The following is a 17,173-nucleotide window of genomic DNA, read 5'->3' as shown; positions in this document are numbered from 1 at the left end:
AAAGCGTCACGCTACGCTTCATTCCGGCGAAGCAAGGGCGGGGCCGATCACTCTTGGCGACCGTCTGTGACGAGCCGGCTTCATTTCGCGCAAGTGTCGGCCAGGTCTTGCGCCACCTTGTCGGGGTGTTGCGATGTTGCCTCGCCCCGCTCGTGCCTGATATTGCCCGGCTTGCCGTCCATGCGGCGTAAAAGGCCGGAACGTAACTGATGATCAAGCTCCCCGACCTGCCGGTGGCGGCGGTCCTGCCGCAACTTGCCGAGGCACTTGCGGCCGGCAATAGCGCCGTGCTGGTAGCACCTCCCGGCGCCGGCAAGACCACGCTGGTGCCGCTGGCGCTGCTCGCTGCGCCCTGGCGTGGTGATGGTAAGGTCGTGCTGCTCGAGCCGCGGCGGCTAGCTGCCCGCGCCGCCGCCCGCCGCATGGCTTCGCTGCTCGGTGAGGAGCCGGGTGGCACAGTCGGCTACGCCATGCGCATGGAAAACAAAGTCAGCGCGAAGACGAGAATCCTCGTCGTCACCGAGGGGGTGCTCGCCCGCATGATCCTCGACGATCCCGAGCTGCCGGGTGTCGCCGCCGTCTTGTTCGACGAGTTCCACGAGCGTTCGCTCGACGGCGATTTCGGCCTCGCGCTGGCGCTCGACGTGCAGGGCGCGCTGCGACCCGATCTCCGGCTGATCGTTATGTCGGCGACGCTCGACGGCGCCCGCGTCTCGAAGCTGCTCGACGGCGCCGAGGTGATCGAAAGCCAGGGCCGCAGTTTCCCTGTCGACATCCGTTATGACGAGCGCCCGGCGGGCGTTGCCATCGAGGACGCCATGGCCAAGGCGATCCGTGACGCGCTCGCCGACGAACCCGGCAGCGTGCTTGCCTTCCTGCCTGGCCAGCGCGAGATCGAGCGCACCGCCGAGCGCCTCGATGGCCGTGTCGGCGCGGATGTCGACATCGTGCCGCTCTATGGCATGCTCGACGGCAAGGCCCAGGACGCGGCGATCAAGCCAGCGCCGGCAGGCCGCCGCAAGGTGGTGCTGGCGACCGCAATCGCCGAGACCTCGATCACCATCGACGGCGTCCGTGTCGTCATCGATTCCGGCCTGTCGCGGCTGCCGAAATACGAGCCGGCGAGCGGCCTGACCCGGCTTGAGACGGTGCGCGCCTCGCGCGCCGCCGCCGACCAGCGCGCCGGCCGTGCCGGCCGCACCAGCCCGGGTGTCGCCATGCGCCTGTGGCGCGCCGAGCAGACCGCAGCATTGCCTGCCTTCTCGCCGCCCGAGATTCTCGAGGCCGACCTCTCCGGCTTCCTGCTCGATTGCGCCGCCTTTGGCGTTGCCGACCCGACGACGCTCGCCTTTCTCGACCCGCCGCCGGCGCCTGCTTTGGCCGAGGCGAAGGCGCTTCTCGTCGAGCTCGAAGCCATCGACGCCGACGGCCGGCTGACGGCGTCCGGCCAGGCGATGCGCAAGCTGGCGCTGCCGGTCCGTCTCGCCCACATGGTCGCCGAAGCGGCGCGTCAAGGGGCGGCGCTTGAGGCGGCGCAGCTTGCCGTGCTGATGACCGAGCGCGGTCTCGGCGGCGACAGCGCAGACCTCGAACGCCGCCTGCAGCGCTTCCGCAACGAGCGCTCGCCCCGCGCCAATGCGGCGCGGCAACTGGCGGAGCGGCTGGCGCGGCAGGCAGGCGCTGCTGGGCAGCCGTCAGGTGATGCGCCCACCCCTGGCGCTCTCCTGCTGCTTGCCTGGCCCGACCGTGTCGCCAAAGCGCGCGGCGAGCGTGGGCGCTTCGTGCTGGCCAATGGCAGCGGTGCAGCCGTCGACGCCGCCGATCCGCTCGCCGGCGAGCAATATCTCGTCGTCGCCGACCTGCAGGGCAAGGCCCAGAACGCCCGCATCTCGTCCGCCGCTGCCGTCTCCGAGGTCGACATCCGCACCGTCCTTGCCGCGCATCTGGAGCGGAAGACAGAGGCCAGTTTCGATAGGGAAAAGCGTTCCGTCCGTGTCCGCGAAACCGTCCGCATCGGCGCAGTCACCTTGTCCGAACGCATGCTGCCGGCACCCAAGGGCGAGGAAGCCGACGGCGCCATTCTGCAGGCCCTGCGCACCCATGGGCTTGGGCTGCTCGACTGGGGCAAGGAGGCGGAGACGCTGCGCCAGCGTCTGACCTGGCTGCATCGCGGTCTCGGCGAGCCCTGGCCCGACATGTCCGACGAGGCGCTGCTCGATCGCCTCGAGGATTGGTTGCTGCCTTTCCTGTGCGGCGAGGCGTCCTTTGCCCGCATCGGCGCCGGCGTGCTCCACGATGCCCTGTTGTCGTTCGTCCCGCACGACCTCCAGCGCAAGATCGGAACGCTCGCGCCGACGCATTTCAGCGCTCCGTCCGGCAGCCATGTGCCGATCCGTTACGATGGCGAATGGCCGGTGCTTGCGGTGCGCGTGCAGGAGCTGTTCGGCATGGACAAGCACCCCTCGATCGCCGGTGGCACGGTGCCGCTGACGCTCGAACTGCTGTCGCCGGCGCACCGGCCGATCCAGACCACGCGCGACCTGCCCGGGTTCTGGCGCGGCTCCTGGGCCGATGTGCGCTCCGACATGCGCGGCCGCTACCCCCGGCATGTCTGGCCCGACAACCCGCTGGAGGCGCAGGCGACCGCTCGCGCAAAGCCGCGCGGTACCTGAAACATGATCCCGAACCGAAGGTCGGCGTAGCGAAAAGCGGATGCCGGTTTTCGGCCAGGATCAGGCGCAAACAACTGAGCATGATCCCGAAAAGTGGATACCGGTTTTCGGACAAGATCATGCTCGAACGACAAGCCAGGGCTTGGCGCGGGCGCGCCTTGCAGCGCATATAGCTGGCATGAACTCACTGATGCGCGCCCCCGACCTCCAGCAGAGCCACCGGCTCCGGCTCAACACGCTGATCCGCCTGCGTTGGCTCGCCATCGTCGGCCAGAGCTTTACCGTCGTCGTCGTCGCCTACTGGCTCGAATTTCCGCTGCCGGTCAGCCTGTGTTTCGCGCTCATCGCCAGCTCCGCCTGGCTCAACCTGTTCCTCGCCTTCCGCTATCCGGCGGCGCACCGGCTCAACCCCTTCGCCGCTTTCGGCATCCTCACCTTCGACAGCCTGCAACTGGCCGGGCTGCTGTTCATGACCGGCGGACTGACCAATCCCTTCTCGCTGTTGATGACGGTGCCGGTCGTCATTTCGGCGACGTCGCTGCCGCTGCGGTTGACCGCCATGCTGGCGGTCGTGGTCATCGTCATGGTCAGCCTGCTCGCCTTCTTCCACCTGCCGCTGCCCTGGTATGACGGCATCGTGCTGGCCATGCCCTTCATCTACACAGCCGGCATCTGGATCGCCGTCGTCTGCTCGATCGCCTTCACCGCCATGTATGCCTTCCGCGTCGCCGACGAGGCGCGACTGCTCGCCAATGCCCTTGCCGCCACCGAGCTGGTGCTGCAGCGCGAGCAGCATCTGTCGGCGCTCGACGGCCTCGCCGCCGCCGCCGCCCATGAGCTCGGCACGCCGCTTGCCACGATCACGCTCGTCGCCAAGGAGATGGAGCGTGCCCTCGGCAACGATCCGAAATTCGGCGAGGACGTCACGCTGCTGCGCAGCCAGAGCGAGCGCTGCCGCGAAATCCTGAAACGCCTCACCAGCCTGTCGTCGGAGGGCGAGGAGCATCTTGCCCGGCTGCCTTTGACCTCGCTGGTCGAGGAGGTCATTGCCCCGCATCGCGATTTCGGCATTTCGATCAAGCTCGACCCCGGTGATCGCATCGGTCCGGAGCCGGTCGGCCACCGCAATCCGGGCGTCATCTACGGCCTCGGCAATCTGGTCGAGAACGCCGTCGATTTCGCCCGCAGCCGCGTCACCATCCGCTGGAGCTGGGACGACGAGGACGTCAGCTTCGTTATCATGGATGACGGTCCCGGCTTTCCGCCGGAGATCATCGACCGCATCGGCGAACCCTACATGTCGACCCGCCAGGGCGCCGAGCCGGGCGGCGGCTTGGGGCTCGGGCTGTTCATCGCCAAGACGCTGCTTGAGCGCTCCGGCGCCGAGATCAGCTTCACCAATTCGAGCGGCCCGGGCGAGGGCGCTGTTGTCGAGATCTCCTGGCCGCGCGCCGCCTTCCTGAGCCGGCTGCCGGTCGGCACGACGATGTTCGACACTGCCTGAACGGGGACTGCCAAGGGTGCTCCGGACAGCCGGAAACCTTGCGGCAGCTGGTTTTGATCGTCACGGGAATGGCGCTGGCATTGGACATCGGCGCTTTGCACCTATATCTGCATGGAAAAACCATAAGAACGACTGGGATCAACGACAAAAAGGATCAAAGGCGATGACCACCCAGGACATTGCATCCGGGTTGCCAGGCGAAGACCATTCCCTGCTGCTCGTCGATGACGACAAGCCATTCCTGACCCGCCTGGCCCGCGCCATGGAAAGCCGCGGCTTTGCAGTCGACACCGCCGAAAGCGTCGAGGAAGCCGTCGCCAAGGTGCGCAGCAACCCGCCGGCCTATGCGGTGGTCGACATGCGGCTGGGTGATGGCAATGGCCTCGACGTCGTCTCGGCCATCCAGGAGCGCCGCGAAGACACCCGCACCGTCATTCTCACCGGCTACGGCAACATCGCCACCGCCGTCACCGCCGTGAAGCTCGGCGCCATCGACTATCTCTCCAAGCCGGCCGATGCCGACGACGTCTATGCCGCGCTGACCAACTCGTCGGGAGAGCGCGCAGCACCGCCGGAAAATCCGATGTCGGCGGATCGCGTCCGCTGGGAACACATCCAGCGCGTCTACGAGATGTGCGAGCGCAACGTCTCGGAAACCGCGCGCCGTCTCAACATGCACCGTCGCACGCTCCAGCGAATCCTCGCCAAGCGGGCGCCGCGGTAAGCAGATAAGGGAATAGGGGAGTAAGGGAGTAAGGAATAGTAAGGCCCGAAACCGATCTCTCTACTCACCTATCACTCGCTTTCCCCCTCCAGCGCCGGCACCGAAACGCCGGCCAGTTCCGCCGCCAGCAGGCGGGCAGCGCCGGCACGGGCGATGCGCAGCATCAGCGCCTTGCGTGTCGCCGCCACCATACGGTGCTCGGGTGCGTCGCGCATGATTTCGGCGCCATAACCGTCGGAGAGAATGAAGCCGCACTCCTCGGGGAAGATCTCGGCCGGTACCTCGGGATGGGTGGCGAAGAAGAAGCGGTCGGAATGCAACCGGTAGTCGGGCCATTTGCGGTCGACGCGAAAATCCTCGATCGACGACTTGATCTCGATGATCCAGATGTCGCCCTGGCGCGTCAGCGCCACGAGGTCGGCGCGCCTGCCCGTCGCCAGCGACAGTTCCGGCAGCACATGTGCACCCATCTGCATCAGAAGACGCTGCACGCCGCGGCGTACCAGCATGGCTCGCTCGGACTGGCGACCATCGACGAGAGGGTTGGAAGCAAGAGGCGAAATGATCGGCATGGACCGATCATCGCATCATTTGTTCACGTTTTGAACCCACTTGCTGGATTATTCCAGGCAGGCTGATGCCGCGCAGCCATACGTAGCTTCAGGTTGCATCATTGCGGCCTGTCGTTGAATCTGTTGGATTTTCCCGCGATGCGTGTTGCCGAAATGCCATAACCTGTGCCTTACGTTGGGTTCCGCGGGGCTTTGGGTGCACGCAAGGCTTGGCAAGCAAAATGCCTGACCGCTAAGAATGGTGGCAAAAATGAGGCCGAATCGGTCCGGATCCGCTCTTGCTTGGGAACCCCTAGATGCGATTGAAGTCTCTTGCCATTGTCGCCGCCCTGGCGCTGACCACCGCACTCGCCGGCTGTTCGACAGACGGCGTGTCGCGCATGTTCTCCAACGACTATGGCGGTCGCGTCGATGCCGGCTACCAGCTGCCGACGATTCCGATCAGCAAGGTCCCGCGCCAGTTCCATCGCCAGATCGTGCGCTACGAGACCGACGAGCAGCCCGGCACCATCGTTGTCGATACCGCGCAGAAGTTCCTCTACCTCGTCCAGCCCGAAGGCAAGGCCGTGCGTTATGGCATCGGCGTCGGCCGCGAGGGTTTCGAGTGGCAGGGCACGGCCCGCATTGCGGTCAAACGCGAATGGCCGGTGTGGACCCCGCCGCCGGCGATGATCAAGCGCCAGCCCGAGCTCGCCAAGTGGTCGGGCGGCATGCCCGGCGGCCCCAAGAACGCGCTCGGCGCCCGCGCCCTCTACCTGTTCAACAAGGGGGGCGACTCCGGTTACCGCCTGCACGGCACGCCGGAATGGAGCTCCATCGGCAAGGCCATGTCGTCGGGCTGCATCCGACTGATGAACCAGGACATCATCGACCTCTACAACCGCGTCGAAGTCGGCGCCAAGGTCATCGTGAAATAACTGCGGGCCGTCCAGGCAACACGGACGACGCAAACGAAAAACCGGGCACTTTGGCCCGGTTTTTTGTTGTCTTGAGTACCGGTTGCGTCAACCGGCCGGGCTGGTGGCCTCGATCAGGAAACCTGCTCGACCTGCTGCACTTCGGGTACGAAATGGCGAAGCAGGTTCTGGATCCCGTGCTTCAGCGTCGCCGTCGACGACGGGCAGCCAGCGCAGGCGCCCTTCATGTGCAGGAACACGGTGCCGTTCTCGTAGCCGCGGAAGGTGATGTCGCCGCCGTCCTGGGCAACAGCCGGGCGCACGCGCGTATCGAGCAGTTCCTTGATCGTCACAACGATCTCGGCGTCGGCCTGGTCGAAGAACTCGTTCTCGTCGTCATGATGGCCGCCGCCGCCGGCTGCCTGACCGGCCATGACAGGCACGCCCGACATGAAATGTTCCATGATCGAGCCGAGGATCGCCGGCTTGAGGTGCTGCCAGTCGGGGCCGTCCTTGGTAACGGTAATGAAGTCGTAGCCGAAGAACACGCCGGTGACGCCGGGGATTTCGAACAGCCGGCCGGCCAGCGGCGACGCCGCACGCGCGCTGTCGGCGTCGCGGAAATCGGCCGTGCCTTCGAGCAAAACTTCCTTGCCCGGCAGGAACTTCAGCGTCGCCGGATTGGGGGTCGCTTCGGTCTGGATGAACATGGACGTGTCTCCGTGCCCGCGCGCGCGGGATGTCTCAGTTTGGAATAGTTCTAATTAAGCTTTGCACGGCCGACATTCAAGCCGCTGGCGCGCCTCCGCGCCAATATGTTGCGCCCAGACTATTGGGCCACAAGTCCATGAGGCCAGGCAGCTATCGGGCCAGACGCCTAGGCCAGGCTGTCGATATCCTCGTCCGACAGGTTCTGCGGCACCACCGTCACCGGGATGGGGAAGGCAGCAGCCTTGCCGGCGATCGAGGCGACAAGCGGGCCGGGGCCTTCCTTGCCGGCACCTGCCGCCAGGACCAGGATAGCGATATCCTGGTCGTCTTCAATCAGCTTGTGGATCTCTTCCGCCGGCCGGCCTTCACGCACGACGAGCTCCGGCTCGATGCCGAGTGTCTCGCGCACCTTCGCGGCGTGGCTGTCGAGGGCTGCGTTGGCGGCAGCGGTTGCCTCCTCGCGCATGATCTTCTCGACGCCCAGCCAGTGCTGGAAGTCATCGGGCTCAATGACGTAGAGCAAGACCAGCACGCCGCTGGTGCTTCTGGCGCGCTTGGAGGCGTAGGCCACGGCGCGCTCGCATTCCGGCGTGTCGTCGATGATCGCCAGGAATTTGCGCCGGTGGCCGGCTTCCTTGCTGAGGCGTTTGGAGACCATGTTCTACCCGTGTTGCGCCGCGTCCCAGAGCACGACCCCGAAAAGTGGAAGCCCATTTTCGGACTAGATCATGCTCAGACAAATGAGCCCCATTTCGAACTTTTCGGAATGGAACCGGCTCCAATCTGCCACCGGCGTCGGCTGCCCGCAAGCAGCCAGCGCCGATGATGCTGTCAGTCGCCGAGCAGGCCGATGATGTTGCGCACGTCCTTCATCGTCGTTTCGGCGATGGCGCGGGCGCGGTCGCCGCCGTCACGCAGCACGGCGTCGATATGGCCGGGGTCGGCCATCAGGCGGCGCATCTCGCTGGCGATCGGCGACAGCTTCTCGACAGCGAGGTCGGCAAGGGCTGGCTTGAACACCGAGAACTGCTGGCCGGCAAACTGGCTGAGCACCTCTTCCTTGGTCATGTCGGCCAGGCCGGCATAGATGCCGACCAGGTTTTCCGCCTCGGGGCGATCCTTCAGTTCGTCGAGCTCGCTCGGCAGCGGCGCCGGGTCGGTCTTGGCCTTGCGGATCTTCTTCGAGATGGTGTCGGCATCGTCGGTCAGGTTGATGCGCGAAAGATCCGACGGGTCCGACTTCGACATCTTCTTCGAGCCGTCGCGCAGGCTCATGATACGCGCCGCCGGCCCGCCGATGATCGGCTCGGTGATCGGGAAGTAGCCGTTGACCGTCTCTTCGCCCACCTGCATCTCGACGCCGATGCCGAGATCGGCGATGCGGGTCGAGAAATCGTTGTTGAACTTCTGGGCGATGTCGCGGGTCAGCTCCAGATGCTGTTTCTGGTCCTCGCCGACGGGCACGTGTGTGGCGCGGTAGAGCAGGATGTCGGCAGCCATCAGGCTCGGATAGGCGAGCAGGCCCAGCGAGGCGTTCTCGCGGTCCTTGCCGGCCTTGTCCTTGAACTGCGTCATCCGGTTCATCCAGCCGATGCGCGCCACGCAATTGAAGATCCATGCCAGCTCGGCATGCTGCAGCACGCGCGCCTGGTTGAAGACGATGTGCTTCTTGGGATCGATGCCTGAGGCCAGGAACGCTGCGGTGATCGAGCGTGTCTGGCTCTGGAGGTCGTTATGGACGAGCTGGGCGGTCAGCGAGTGCAGGTCGACGACGCAGTAGATGCATTCGTTGGTATCCTGCAGGGCGACAAACTTGCGAATGGCGCCGAGATAGTTGCCGAGATGGAGATTGCCGGTCGGCTGGACGCCGGAGAAGATGAGCGGTTTGAAGGCGGTCATGATGGATCCCGTGGCTTGTGGAGGGCCGTTTCGCGCGCGGCGAAATTCGAGTGGCGCTTATGAACGATGGCGCTCTTGCTATCAAGAGGGCGGGGCTATCAAGAGGGTCGGCGCCACCTGTGAACGAGGTTCTCGACATGCGCGCCGAGTAGCTTCGCCTGGCCGGCGAGGCGCACAAGCAGCGGATCGTCGGGCGAGGTCCATCCGTGGTGCGCAGTGCGGATCGCCTGTTCGAGCGCAACTCGCAATTCGGCGCTGTCGCGACGCTCGAACAGATCCTTGAGCTCGGCAACGCGCTCCTGTGCTGTCCAGTCGGTTCGTGCCGGCGAGGCGATATGTATCGAGGTCGCTTCCAGTCCAGATGCGAAGCGCAGGCCGGGCTGGCGCAGAAACTTCCGCCACATGAACTGGTCCGTGTAGGTCCCGGCTGGTGCCGGGCTCCAGCCGACGGGCAGGGCACGATAGGCGCTCATGCGATGGCCGCCTACGGTCAGGCCAAAAAAGGCCTTCTCGCCATCGCGCACCTTTTGCCAGCAGCCGGGCTCGGCGAAACTGCCGCCATAGACCACGAACTCGTTTCGGCCGTGCACGTTGATCTGCACCATGTGGCCGAAATCATGCCGCTTCAGCAGCTTGGCCAGGCTGGCAAGGTGGCTGCGCAGCCACAGGTCATCGTCGCCACAATAGGCGACGATCTCGCCGCGCGCCTCCTGCAGAGCCACGTGCCGGTGCGCCTCCCCGTGGCGCTGGCCTTTGGGAAAGTCGAAGTAGCGGATGCGCGGGTCGCTCCGGGCAAGGTCGCCGACGACGTCGCGTGTCTCTGCGGATGCGCCGTCGCCGACCACGAAGAGCTCGAAATCGGAAAAGCTCTGGTCCTGGATGCTGCGGATTGCGTATCCAATCAGATGCGCATGGTTGTGCGTCGGCACCAGCACGGTGGCAAAGGGCTTGCGGTTCACTCGGGCAGCCCGGCCATGCGCCTGATATCGCAGACGCGCTCGACGATCGCGGCGCCTTCGGCGGCCGAACTCATCGGCGCCGGTCCACCATTGAGGTGGCGGAGGAAGGCGGCGAGTTCCGCCTCGAGCGGCATATTGTTCTGGATCGCAACCTCGACCTCCGGCGCATTCAGATCGTTAGGGCTTCCCTGGCGCAGGATCAGATGGTCGTCGAAGCTGCCGTTCAGCGTCACCGTGCCATTGGTACAGGACAGGATCACCGACCGCCGGTTGACCGGGTGGTGCGCCGAGGTCTCGATCACCACGCGCGGCCCGCCGTCGCGGCCGAGCACGGCGACGAGACCGCTGGACGCCGGTCCAAGTCCGTCCGCGAACGCCGTTGCTACAGGTGGGACCTCGCCAAGGACATGCAGGCATATCGACAAGTCATGCGGCAGCAGGTTCCAGATCGGGTCGACCTCGTTGTGGGTCATCGACCAGCCGAGCCGGTACAGCCTGAGTCCCAGGACGTCGCCGATCTCGCCGCTTTTCGCAAATCGGGCGATGCGTTCGATTCCGGCGTGATAGCGCCATTTGTCCATGACGAAGAGGCGGTCGGCAGCCTTCTCAGCCAGCAATCGGGCCGTCGCCCGGTCCGAGGTCAGCGGCTTTTCGACAAACAGCGGAATGTTGCGCGGCAGGAGGCTGAGCAGCACCGCGCCATGGCTGTCACTCGGCGTGGCAACAACGGCGCCCTCGACCTCGGGCAGTTCATCCAGCGTCGGGACAATGTGGTCTGCACCGTTGGCTACGGCATTGGCGCGCGATCTTTCGCCAGGTGCCACGCATGTGACCTTGGCACCCAGCGCTTTCAGGTCGCGCAGGATCAGCTTGCCCCAACCGCCGCAGCCGATCAGACCGAGATGCGGGGCCTCACGCACGGCTGGCGCTCATTTGCGCGCGCACAGCCAAGTACTGTTGCGTCATCTCGGCGGCGGAACCCGCAGTCGTATCACGCGGCGACAGGGCAGGATCGCGGATGTCCCAGTCAAGGCCGAGCGCCGGATCGTCCCAGCGGCAGCCGATTTCGTCCACAGTGTTCCAGTAGTGCGAAACCGAATAGCAAAGGCTGGAAACTTCAGGAAAATGGAAGCCATGGGCGACGCCGGGCGGGACTAGTGCTGCCTGCATTTTCGAACCCTTGAGCGTCACCGTCGTTGCCATGCCATGAGTCGGCGATTCCGGGCGAATGTCCGAGAGCGCGAGCACCAGCGTGCCTTCTAGGCAGACGAGATAGTCGGAGTGGATCACGTGCACATGTACGCCGCGCAGAACGTTGGCCTGGCTACGTACGAAATTCCACTGCACGGGCTCGATGCCGGCATCCCATTCCTGGCGGAAGATTTCCGTCAGGTTCCCGCGATCGTCGTCATGGGTCTTCAGGTCGCGAACAACGCATCCCAGCGGAAGTTTGATCATCGCTATGCTTCCCCACTGCCCCTGGCGCAGCTCTTGCCATGCCGCGCGTCGTGACTCCCAGCGTCTGTATCTGTCCGGTCGATGCAGAAAGCAATGCTCAATCGGCCCGTAGGCTTACGTAGGCACGGCAATCACTCAGATTCGGCCGGCGTTGGCGCAGGCTTGGCGCGATTGCGTTTGATGTTGCGCCGGATCATGCGGGCATCCGCGCCGCCGATGCCGAAGGCGACGCTGAAATAGATGATCATCGCAGCAGCCACCAGCACGCCGAGCGCCGCTGCCTGGGTATAGACGGGGGCCGCCGACCCCAGCCATTGATCGGCCTCGCCCGTGGCGAACCACAGTCCGCCGGCCATGATCGCGGAGGCGACGACAAGGCGCGGTATCCGTTTCATCAGTGCTGCGTCGCGATCCCACTGGCCGCGCCAGACCAGCGTGCCGAGCAGCATCGCCGCGTTGACCCAGCCGGCGATTGCCGATGCCGCAGCAATGCCGGGCGCACCCCAGGACGGAAACAAGGTCAGCGCGACCGAAATGTTCACCGCCACCGAAATGGCGGCGAAATACATCGGCGTGCGTGTGTCCTCGCGTGCGAAGAAGCCGGGCGTGAACGCCTTGATCAACACGAATGCCGGCAGGCCAAGGCCGAAGATGGCGAGGATCGATGCCACCACCGGCGTGCTGTTCGAGGCGGCGAAGGCGCCGCGCTCATAGAGCACACGCACTATCGGCTCCGACATGACCAGCAGGGCCGCGGCAGCGGGGAGCGTCAGGAACAGCGTGAACTCGACCGAGCGGTTCTGCAGGTTGGCTGCCTCGACCTTGTTGCCTGCCTTCAGCGCCCGCGACAGCTCCGGCAACAGCACGATGGCAACGGCGACGCCGACGACGCCGAGCGGCAACTGGTAGACGCGGTCGGCAAGGTTCAGTGACGACACGGCACTATCCTGGCCCGAGGCGATGGCCGTCCCGATCAGCGTGTTGATCTGGGTGATGCCGCCAGTGATCGCCGCCGGCAGCGCCAGCCACAGCAGGCGCTTGACGTTGGGCGTCAGCCTGGGCCGGCGGAAGCCGATCGATATGCCGGCATGGCGCACCGCGATCCAGACGATGATCAGCTGCACCAGACCGGCGGCCAGGACGCCCCAAGCCAGCGCGTAGCCGACGGTCAGCCCGTCATGGCCGCGATACCAGGCATTGGCCAGGACGCCGACGAGGATGATGTTGAGAAACACCGGCGCGATCGCCGCGGCGAAATAGCGGCGCAGCGAGTTCAGCATGCCGCTCATCATCGCCGCCAGCGACATGCAGATCAGATAGGGGAACATGATGGTGGCGAGCGCCACCGTCAGGTCGTACTTCTCGGGATTGTCGGCGAAGCCGGGAGCCACGACGAAACGCACGATCAGCGGCATCGCCAGTTCCATGGCGATGGTCAGTACCAAAAGGGCCGAAAACAATACGCCGAACACTTCCTCCGAAAAGCGCTTGGCGCCCTCCGTGCCGTTGGCCTCGATCTCCTTGGCAAACAGCGGCACGAAGGCGGCGTTGAAAGCGCCCTCGGCAAACAGCCGGCGGAAGGTGTTGGGGAACTGGAATGCGGCATAGAAGGCGTCGGCCACCGGCCCGGTGCCGAGGGCCGCCGCCATCAGCATCTCGCGCGCAAAGCCCAGCACCCGGCTCATCAGCGTGCCCGAGGCAACGGTCGCGAATTTCTTGATCAGTGACATGGGGCGCGACGATGCCTTGCGGATTTGGGCGGGATCATGGCTGGCGTCATTCGGCCGCCGCCGCCTTGGCCTTGGTCCGCTCGGCGCTTGCGCCCTCGAGGGTGGCGATCAGGCGGGTACGGATATTCTCGAGCCGTGTCGGGTTGTCGATCTTCTGGCCGGTCAGGTCGGTGACGTAGAAGGTGTCGATCACCTTCTCGCCGAAGGTGGTGATGTGTGCCGAGGCGATGTCGAGCGACAGGTCGGACAGCGCGCCCGTGATCTCCGACAGGAAGCCGGGGCGGTCGAGGCCTTCGACCTCGATCACCGAGAAACGGTTCGACAGCGCATTCCGGATTTCCGCACGCGGCTGGATGCGGAAGGTCTTCTGGCCGCGCTTCGGCTTGGCCCGCTTGGCGATCATCTCCGGCAGCCAGGCCCGGCCCGACAGCACGTCCTCGATCAGCTGGCCGACACGTTCGGCGCGCCGACGCTCGTCCTCGTCGCGGTCGAATTCGCGGCTGATCAGGATGATGTCGAGCGCCCGCCCATCGGCGGTGGTGAAGATCTGCGCGTCGACGATGTTGCCGCCGGCAGCCGCACAGGCGCCTGCGATCACCGACAGCAGGCGCGGATGATCCTGCGCCAGGATGGTGATCTCGGTGACGGCCTCGAATTCGTGGGTCCGCACCATTGTCGACAACTGCTTGCCGGCCGCATCGGCGCCGCGGATGAACTCGGCATGACGCTTCTGGTCTTCCAGGTCGACGGTCAGCAGGTAGTTGTCATAATGCAGCTTGACGTATTTCCGCCGCGCCGCCTCCGGCCAGTCGGAAAGTGCCGCGGCCAAAGTCTCGCGTGCCGCCGCCGTGCGCTCGGCCCGCGACAGCTCGGAAAAGCCACCGGTCAGGAGGAGCTCGGTCTCGTAATACAGCGTGCGCAGCAACTGGCCCTTCCAGCCGTTCCACACGCCCGGGCCGACGCCGCGGATGTCACAGACGGTCAGGATCAAGAGCAGCTTCAGCCGCTCGACCGACTGCACGACGTCGGCGAAATCGTCGATGGTCTTGCGGTCGTTGAGGTCGCGCGTCTGCGCCGTCATCGACATCACCAGGTGGTTCTCGACCAGCCAGGCGACGGTCTCCGTGTCGGTCGGCGACAGTCCCATATGCGGGCAGATGCGGCGGGCGATCTTGCCGCCGGCCTCCGAATGGTCCTCCGGCCGGCCCTTGGCGATGTCGTGCAGCAGCACCGCGACATAGAGCACCTCGCGCTGCTTCTTCAGGCCGCCGATCAGCGAATGGCTGAGCGGATGGATCTTGGCGCCGTCGCCATGCTCTATCTCGGAGAGCACGCCGATGCAGCGCAAGAGGTGCTCGTCGACGGTGTAGTGGTGATACATCGAGAACTGCATCATCGCGACGATCTTGCCGAAGTCGGGGATCAGCCGGCCCAGCAGTCCGGCCTCGTTCATGCGCCGCATGTTGAGCTCGGGGCTGCGGTCCGAGGTCAGGATGTCGAGGAAATAGCGGTTGGCTTCCTCGTTGCGGCGCAGGCCCTTGTCGACGAGACCGAGCGAGCGGGTCAGAAGCTTGAGCGCATTGGGATGCAGCTCCAGCCCGTGCCGGTCCGCGAACCAGAAGAAGCGCAGCATGTTGACCGGGTCGCGCGAAAACACCTTGTCGTCGGCGACGTTGATGCGCTGGTTGTCGATGATGAAGTCGCTGGTGCCGGCGAGCTTGCGCCGTCGCCTGGAAAAGCCCTGCAGCAGCCCGTGGAAGCCCGGCGCGTCTTTGGCCTGTTCCTCTTCCAGGGCGGCGCAAAAGATGCGAGTCAGGTCGCCCACTTCCTTGGCCACCAGGAAGTAGTCCTTCATGAAGCGTTCGACCGCCGAAAGCCCGGGCTGGGTGGTGTAGCCGAGGCGCTGGGCGATCTCCCGCTGGATGTCGAAATGCAGCCTTTCCTCGGGCTTGCCGGTCAGGAAATGCATGTGGCAACGCACCGCCCAGAGAAAATCCTCGGCCTCGACGAACTGGCCGTATTCGCCCTCGGTGAACACGCCCTTGTTGATCAGCTCGGCGCCGGTGCGCACGCGGTAGTAATATTTGGCGATCCAGAACAGCGTGTGCAGGTCGCGCAAGCCGCCCTTGCCGTCCTTGATGTTGGGTTCGACCAGATAGCGGCTCTCGCCCGCCTTGGCGTGGCGGCCATCACGCTCGGCGAGCTTTGCCTGCACGTATTCGGGGCCGGTGCCTTTCACCAGCTCCTTGTCGAAGCGGTCGATCAGTTCGTCGCAGAGCTTCTGCTCGCCCCAGATGAAGCGCGCTTCCAGGATCGCCGTGCGGATGGTGATGTCGCTGCGCGACAGGCGGATGCATTCATCGATGTTGCGGGTGGCGTGGCCGACCTTCAGCCCCATGTCCCACAGCATGTAGAGCATATATTCGACGATCTGCTCGCCCCACGGCGTCTGCTTGTAGGGCAGCAGGAACAACAGGTCGATGTCGGAGCCGGGCGCCAGCGTGCCGCGGCCATAGCCGCCAACGGCGACGACAGCCATGCGCTCCGCCGAGGACGGGTTCTTGGCGCGGTAGACGTGGGTGACGGCGAAATCGTAGAGGACGCGGATGATCTCGTCCATCAGGTGCGAGATCCGCACGGCACAGAGTGTGCCGCCGCCATCGTCCATCAGCATGTTCTCGGCGATCTTCTTGCCGGCGGCGATGTGGTCCTTGAACAGCTGCAGCGCCTTGGCGCGCACGGCCGGGTCGGTACCGTCGCCGTCGCTGGTCTGCGCCGTCAGTTCGCGGCGCAGCGCGTCCGCGTCGATCAGCTCTTCGAGTTTGAGCGGAACTTTGTTCATCTGCCTCGGCTGGCCTCGCCCTTGTGGCGGCGTCTATAGCGTGATTTTCCAGCCATGTGTATGGCCGACGTCGGGGCCCCGTTCAACCTGCGGCCGCGCGCTGCTTGGCTGTGGCCCGCCCCAGCGCGGCGCGCAGAATTGTTGCCCACCGCCCTGCGATCGCCGTCTCGTCCAGGAACGCTCGCGAATACGCCGTCAGCGGGCTTTGCGCGAAGAACGCTTCATAGAGCGCCGGGTCGCGATCGGCCCTCACCGTCCGCCGCGCCACCGAAATCAGCGTCAGCGGCACGGCCAGCTTGCGCATCAGGGGCGACCGTGCCAGCGGCTGCCAGCCGAAGGCAAGCCCGTCGCAGATGCGCTTTTCATGCGCATGCCAGTTGATGAAGCAGCGCTCGTCGAAATCCTCTGCGACCCGCGGGTTGCCCCAGTAGATCGGCACGCTGCCGGCGAGCATAGCGTCGACGAGCTTCTCGGTCGTGTAGCCGGCAGCGCTGCTGTTTTCGAAGGCGATGGTGAAGCGCCTGTCCCTGAGAAACGCCAGCTTGTCGTCGCGCGAGTTGCCGATCGGCGCGCAGTTGCGCTGCACCCGGCCAGGTGCGTCGACCCGGCGGTAGAGCGACAGGGCCCGGAACAGCCAGCGGCGCAGCTTGGCGCGCTTGTTGCCATAGATGAAGGCGCAGAAATGTGGCCTGTTGGCGCGCTGTTCGGGTGTCTCGGGCGGCAGTCCCGTCAGGCAGTGCAGGATCGAATCGCCGCCGCTGCTCCAGACGTAAAGCGGGTAGCGCATGTAGCGCTCGTTGCCGATATCGGCTTCGTAGTCGAAGGCCAGCGCCCACTCGCAATGGTCCATCAGCGGCGTTGCGTTTTCGCCCGTCAGGAAGACGCGCTCATAGTCGCCGGCGGGCACGTCGGGCATGCGGGTGCGGCCGACATTCTGATTCTTGGGCGCGAACGGTCCGATCAGCACGAGGTCGGCCTGATCGAGCTCGTCGCAATATTCGATCGCCACGCCGCAGGCCTGCGCCCACGGCGCGACATAGCTCTCGACGGCGCGACGCGGCGGCATGTCCTGCCAGAAATGGCAGCAATGGACCTTCACCACGGCTTGGCCGGGCAGGGACGTCGCGCTGGTTACGGCTCTATCGGTCATGCTGCATCTGTACTCGCGTAAGGTCGCCCCGGCATCGCGCAGCCCGGCCGACGTTC

The 17,173-nt window shown here is 65.3% G+C and carries 14 protein-coding genes; 4 read left to right on the top strand and 10 right to left on the bottom strand.

The features are described from left to right. Nucleotides 1–209: 209 nt before the first annotated feature. The 3 genes from hrpB (at nt 210) to H5P29_RS03220 (ending at nt 4,900) form a co-directional block, all read left to right on the top strand. A complete protein-coding gene (gene hrpB, locus H5P29_RS03230; RefSeq protein WP_185910235.1) occupies nt 210–2,672 on the top strand; it encodes an ATP-dependent helicase HrpB in 2,463 nt (820 codons plus the stop codon). A 178-nt stretch (nt 2,673–2,850) separates the two neighbouring features. Continuing rightward, nucleotides 2,851–4,176 (top strand): ActS/PrrB/RegB family redox-sensitive histidine kinase, encoded by a 1,326-nt coding sequence (locus H5P29_RS03225; protein WP_067955412.1) that lies wholly within the window; start codon nt 2,851–2,853, stop codon nt 4,174–4,176. 163 nt (nt 4,177–4,339) lie between these two features. Beyond that, nucleotides 4,340–4,900, top strand: coding sequence for an ActR/PrrA/RegA family redox response regulator transcription factor (locus tag H5P29_RS03220; protein WP_067955409.1), 561 nt, complete (start codon nt 4,340–4,342; stop codon nt 4,898–4,900). 71 nt (nt 4,901–4,971) lie between these two features. Here the strand turns inward: H5P29_RS03220 and H5P29_RS03215 are convergent, their stop codons facing one another. After that, nucleotides 4,972–5,472, bottom strand: a complete 501-nt coding sequence (locus H5P29_RS03215; protein WP_067955407.1) for an MmcB family DNA repair protein — start codon at nt 5,470–5,472, stop codon at nt 4,972–4,974. Nucleotides 5,473–5,768: 296 nt separating this feature from the next. Here H5P29_RS03215 and H5P29_RS03210 point away from each other — a divergent pair, with 296 nt between their 5' ends. Next, on the top strand, nt 5,769–6,389 hold the full coding sequence (locus tag H5P29_RS03210; protein ID WP_067955405.1) for a L,D-transpeptidase: 621 nt from the start codon (nt 5,769–5,771) through the stop codon (nt 6,387–6,389). A gap of 113 nt (nt 6,390–6,502) precedes the next feature. Here H5P29_RS03210 and H5P29_RS03205 read toward each other — a convergent pair whose 3' ends face one another. From H5P29_RS03205 to H5P29_RS03165, 9 genes are all read right to left on the bottom strand, one after another. Continuing rightward, nucleotides 6,503–7,078, bottom strand: a complete 576-nt coding sequence (locus tag H5P29_RS03205) for a NifU family protein (protein ID WP_067955404.1) — start codon at nt 7,076–7,078, stop codon at nt 6,503–6,505. 167 nt (nt 7,079–7,245) lie between these two features. After that, nucleotides 7,246–7,737 carry a universal stress protein gene (locus H5P29_RS03200; RefSeq protein ID WP_067955402.1) on the bottom strand — a complete coding sequence of 164 codons (492 nt, stop codon included), beginning with the start codon at nt 7,735–7,737 and terminating at the stop codon, nt 7,246–7,248. A 173-nt stretch (nt 7,738–7,910) separates the two neighbouring features. Further along, a complete protein-coding gene (trpS, locus tag H5P29_RS03195; protein WP_067955400.1) occupies nt 7,911–8,978 on the bottom strand; it encodes a tryptophan--tRNA ligase in 1,068 nt (355 codons plus the stop codon). Nucleotides 8,979–9,076: 98 nt separating this feature from the next. Next, nucleotides 9,077–9,937: a glycosyltransferase family A protein gene (locus H5P29_RS03190; protein WP_067955398.1), complete on the bottom strand. Its 861-nt coding sequence runs from the start codon at nt 9,935–9,937 to the stop codon at nt 9,077–9,079. Continuing rightward, on the bottom strand, nt 9,934–10,857 hold the full coding sequence (locus H5P29_RS03185; RefSeq protein ID WP_067955395.1) for a Gfo/Idh/MocA family protein: 924 nt from the start codon (nt 10,855–10,857) through the stop codon (nt 9,934–9,936). The genes H5P29_RS03190 and H5P29_RS03185 overlap by 4 nt, the downstream gene beginning before the upstream one ends. Further along, on the bottom strand, nt 10,850–11,395 hold the full coding sequence (locus H5P29_RS03180; RefSeq protein WP_067955393.1) for a dTDP-4-dehydrorhamnose 3,5-epimerase family protein: 546 nt from the start codon (nt 11,393–11,395) through the stop codon (nt 10,850–10,852). Before H5P29_RS03180 ends, H5P29_RS03185 begins: the two co-directional genes overlap by 8 nt. Nucleotides 11,396–11,526: 131 nt before the next feature. Beyond that, the gene (gene murJ / locus H5P29_RS03175; RefSeq protein WP_067955390.1) at nt 11,527–13,125 is read right to left on the bottom strand and encodes a murein biosynthesis integral membrane protein MurJ; all 1,599 of its coding nucleotides are present in this window, start codon (nt 13,123–13,125) and stop codon (nt 11,527–11,529) included. Nucleotides 13,126–13,171: 46 nt separating this feature from the next. Further along, complete coding sequence (locus H5P29_RS03170) at nt 13,172–15,967, bottom strand: [protein-PII] uridylyltransferase (RefSeq protein WP_067955388.1); 2,796 nt, start codon at nt 15,965–15,967, stop codon at nt 13,172–13,174. Between the two features lie 82 nt (nt 15,968–16,049). Further along, nucleotides 16,050–17,117 carry a glycosyltransferase family 10 domain-containing protein gene (locus H5P29_RS03165; RefSeq protein WP_083948315.1) on the bottom strand — a complete coding sequence of 356 codons (1,068 nt, stop codon included), beginning with the start codon at nt 17,115–17,117 and terminating at the stop codon, nt 16,050–16,052. Nucleotides 17,118–17,173 lie beyond the last annotated feature (56 nt).

It is taken from the genome of Aminobacter sp. MDW-2 (assembly GCF_014250155.1).
In the GTDB taxonomy this organism is placed as follows: Bacteria; Pseudomonadota; Alphaproteobacteria; order Rhizobiales; family Rhizobiaceae; genus Aminobacter; species Aminobacter ciceronei.
This window is presented reverse-complemented; position numbering and strand designations above follow the sequence as displayed.

What these genes read in the sequence shown, in the direction of transcription:
- H5P29_RS03210 (WP_067955405.1), top strand. Translation starts at nt 5,769, where the DNA reads ATGCGATTGAAGTCTCTTGCCATTGTCGCCGCCCTGGCGCTGACCACC.
- H5P29_RS03225 (WP_067955412.1), top strand. Translation starts at nt 2,851, where the DNA reads ATGAACTCACTGATGCGCGCCCCCGACCTCCAGCAGAGCCACCGGCTC.
- H5P29_RS03165 (WP_083948315.1), bottom strand. Translation starts at nt 17,117, where the DNA reads ATGACCGATAGAGCCGTAACCAGCGCGACGTCCCTGCCCGGCCAAGCC.
- H5P29_RS03215 (WP_067955407.1), bottom strand. Translation starts at nt 5,472, where the DNA reads ATGCCGATCATTTCGCCTCTTGCTTCCAACCCTCTCGTCGATGGTCGC.
- H5P29_RS03180 (WP_067955393.1), bottom strand. Translation starts at nt 11,395, where the DNA reads ATGATCAAACTTCCGCTGGGATGCGTTGTTCGCGACCTGAAGACCCAT.
- H5P29_RS03220 (WP_067955409.1), top strand. Translation starts at nt 4,340, where the DNA reads ATGACCACCCAGGACATTGCATCCGGGTTGCCAGGCGAAGACCATTCC.
- H5P29_RS03205 (WP_067955404.1), bottom strand. Translation starts at nt 7,078, where the DNA reads ATGTTCATCCAGACCGAAGCGACCCCCAATCCGGCGACGCTGAAGTTC.
- hrpB (WP_185910235.1), top strand. Translation starts at nt 210, where the DNA reads ATGATCAAGCTCCCCGACCTGCCGGTGGCGGCGGTCCTGCCGCAACTT.
- trpS (WP_067955400.1), bottom strand. Translation starts at nt 8,978, where the DNA reads ATGACCGCCTTCAAACCGCTCATCTTCTCCGGCGTCCAGCCGACCGGC.
- H5P29_RS03170 (WP_067955388.1), bottom strand. Translation starts at nt 15,967, where the DNA reads ATGAACAAAGTTCCGCTCAAACTCGAAGAGCTGATCGACGCGGACGCG.
- murJ (WP_067955390.1), bottom strand. Translation starts at nt 13,125, where the DNA reads ATGTCACTGATCAAGAAATTCGCGACCGTTGCCTCGGGCACGCTGATG.
- H5P29_RS03200 (WP_067955402.1), bottom strand. Translation starts at nt 7,737, where the DNA reads ATGGTCTCCAAACGCCTCAGCAAGGAAGCCGGCCACCGGCGCAAATTC.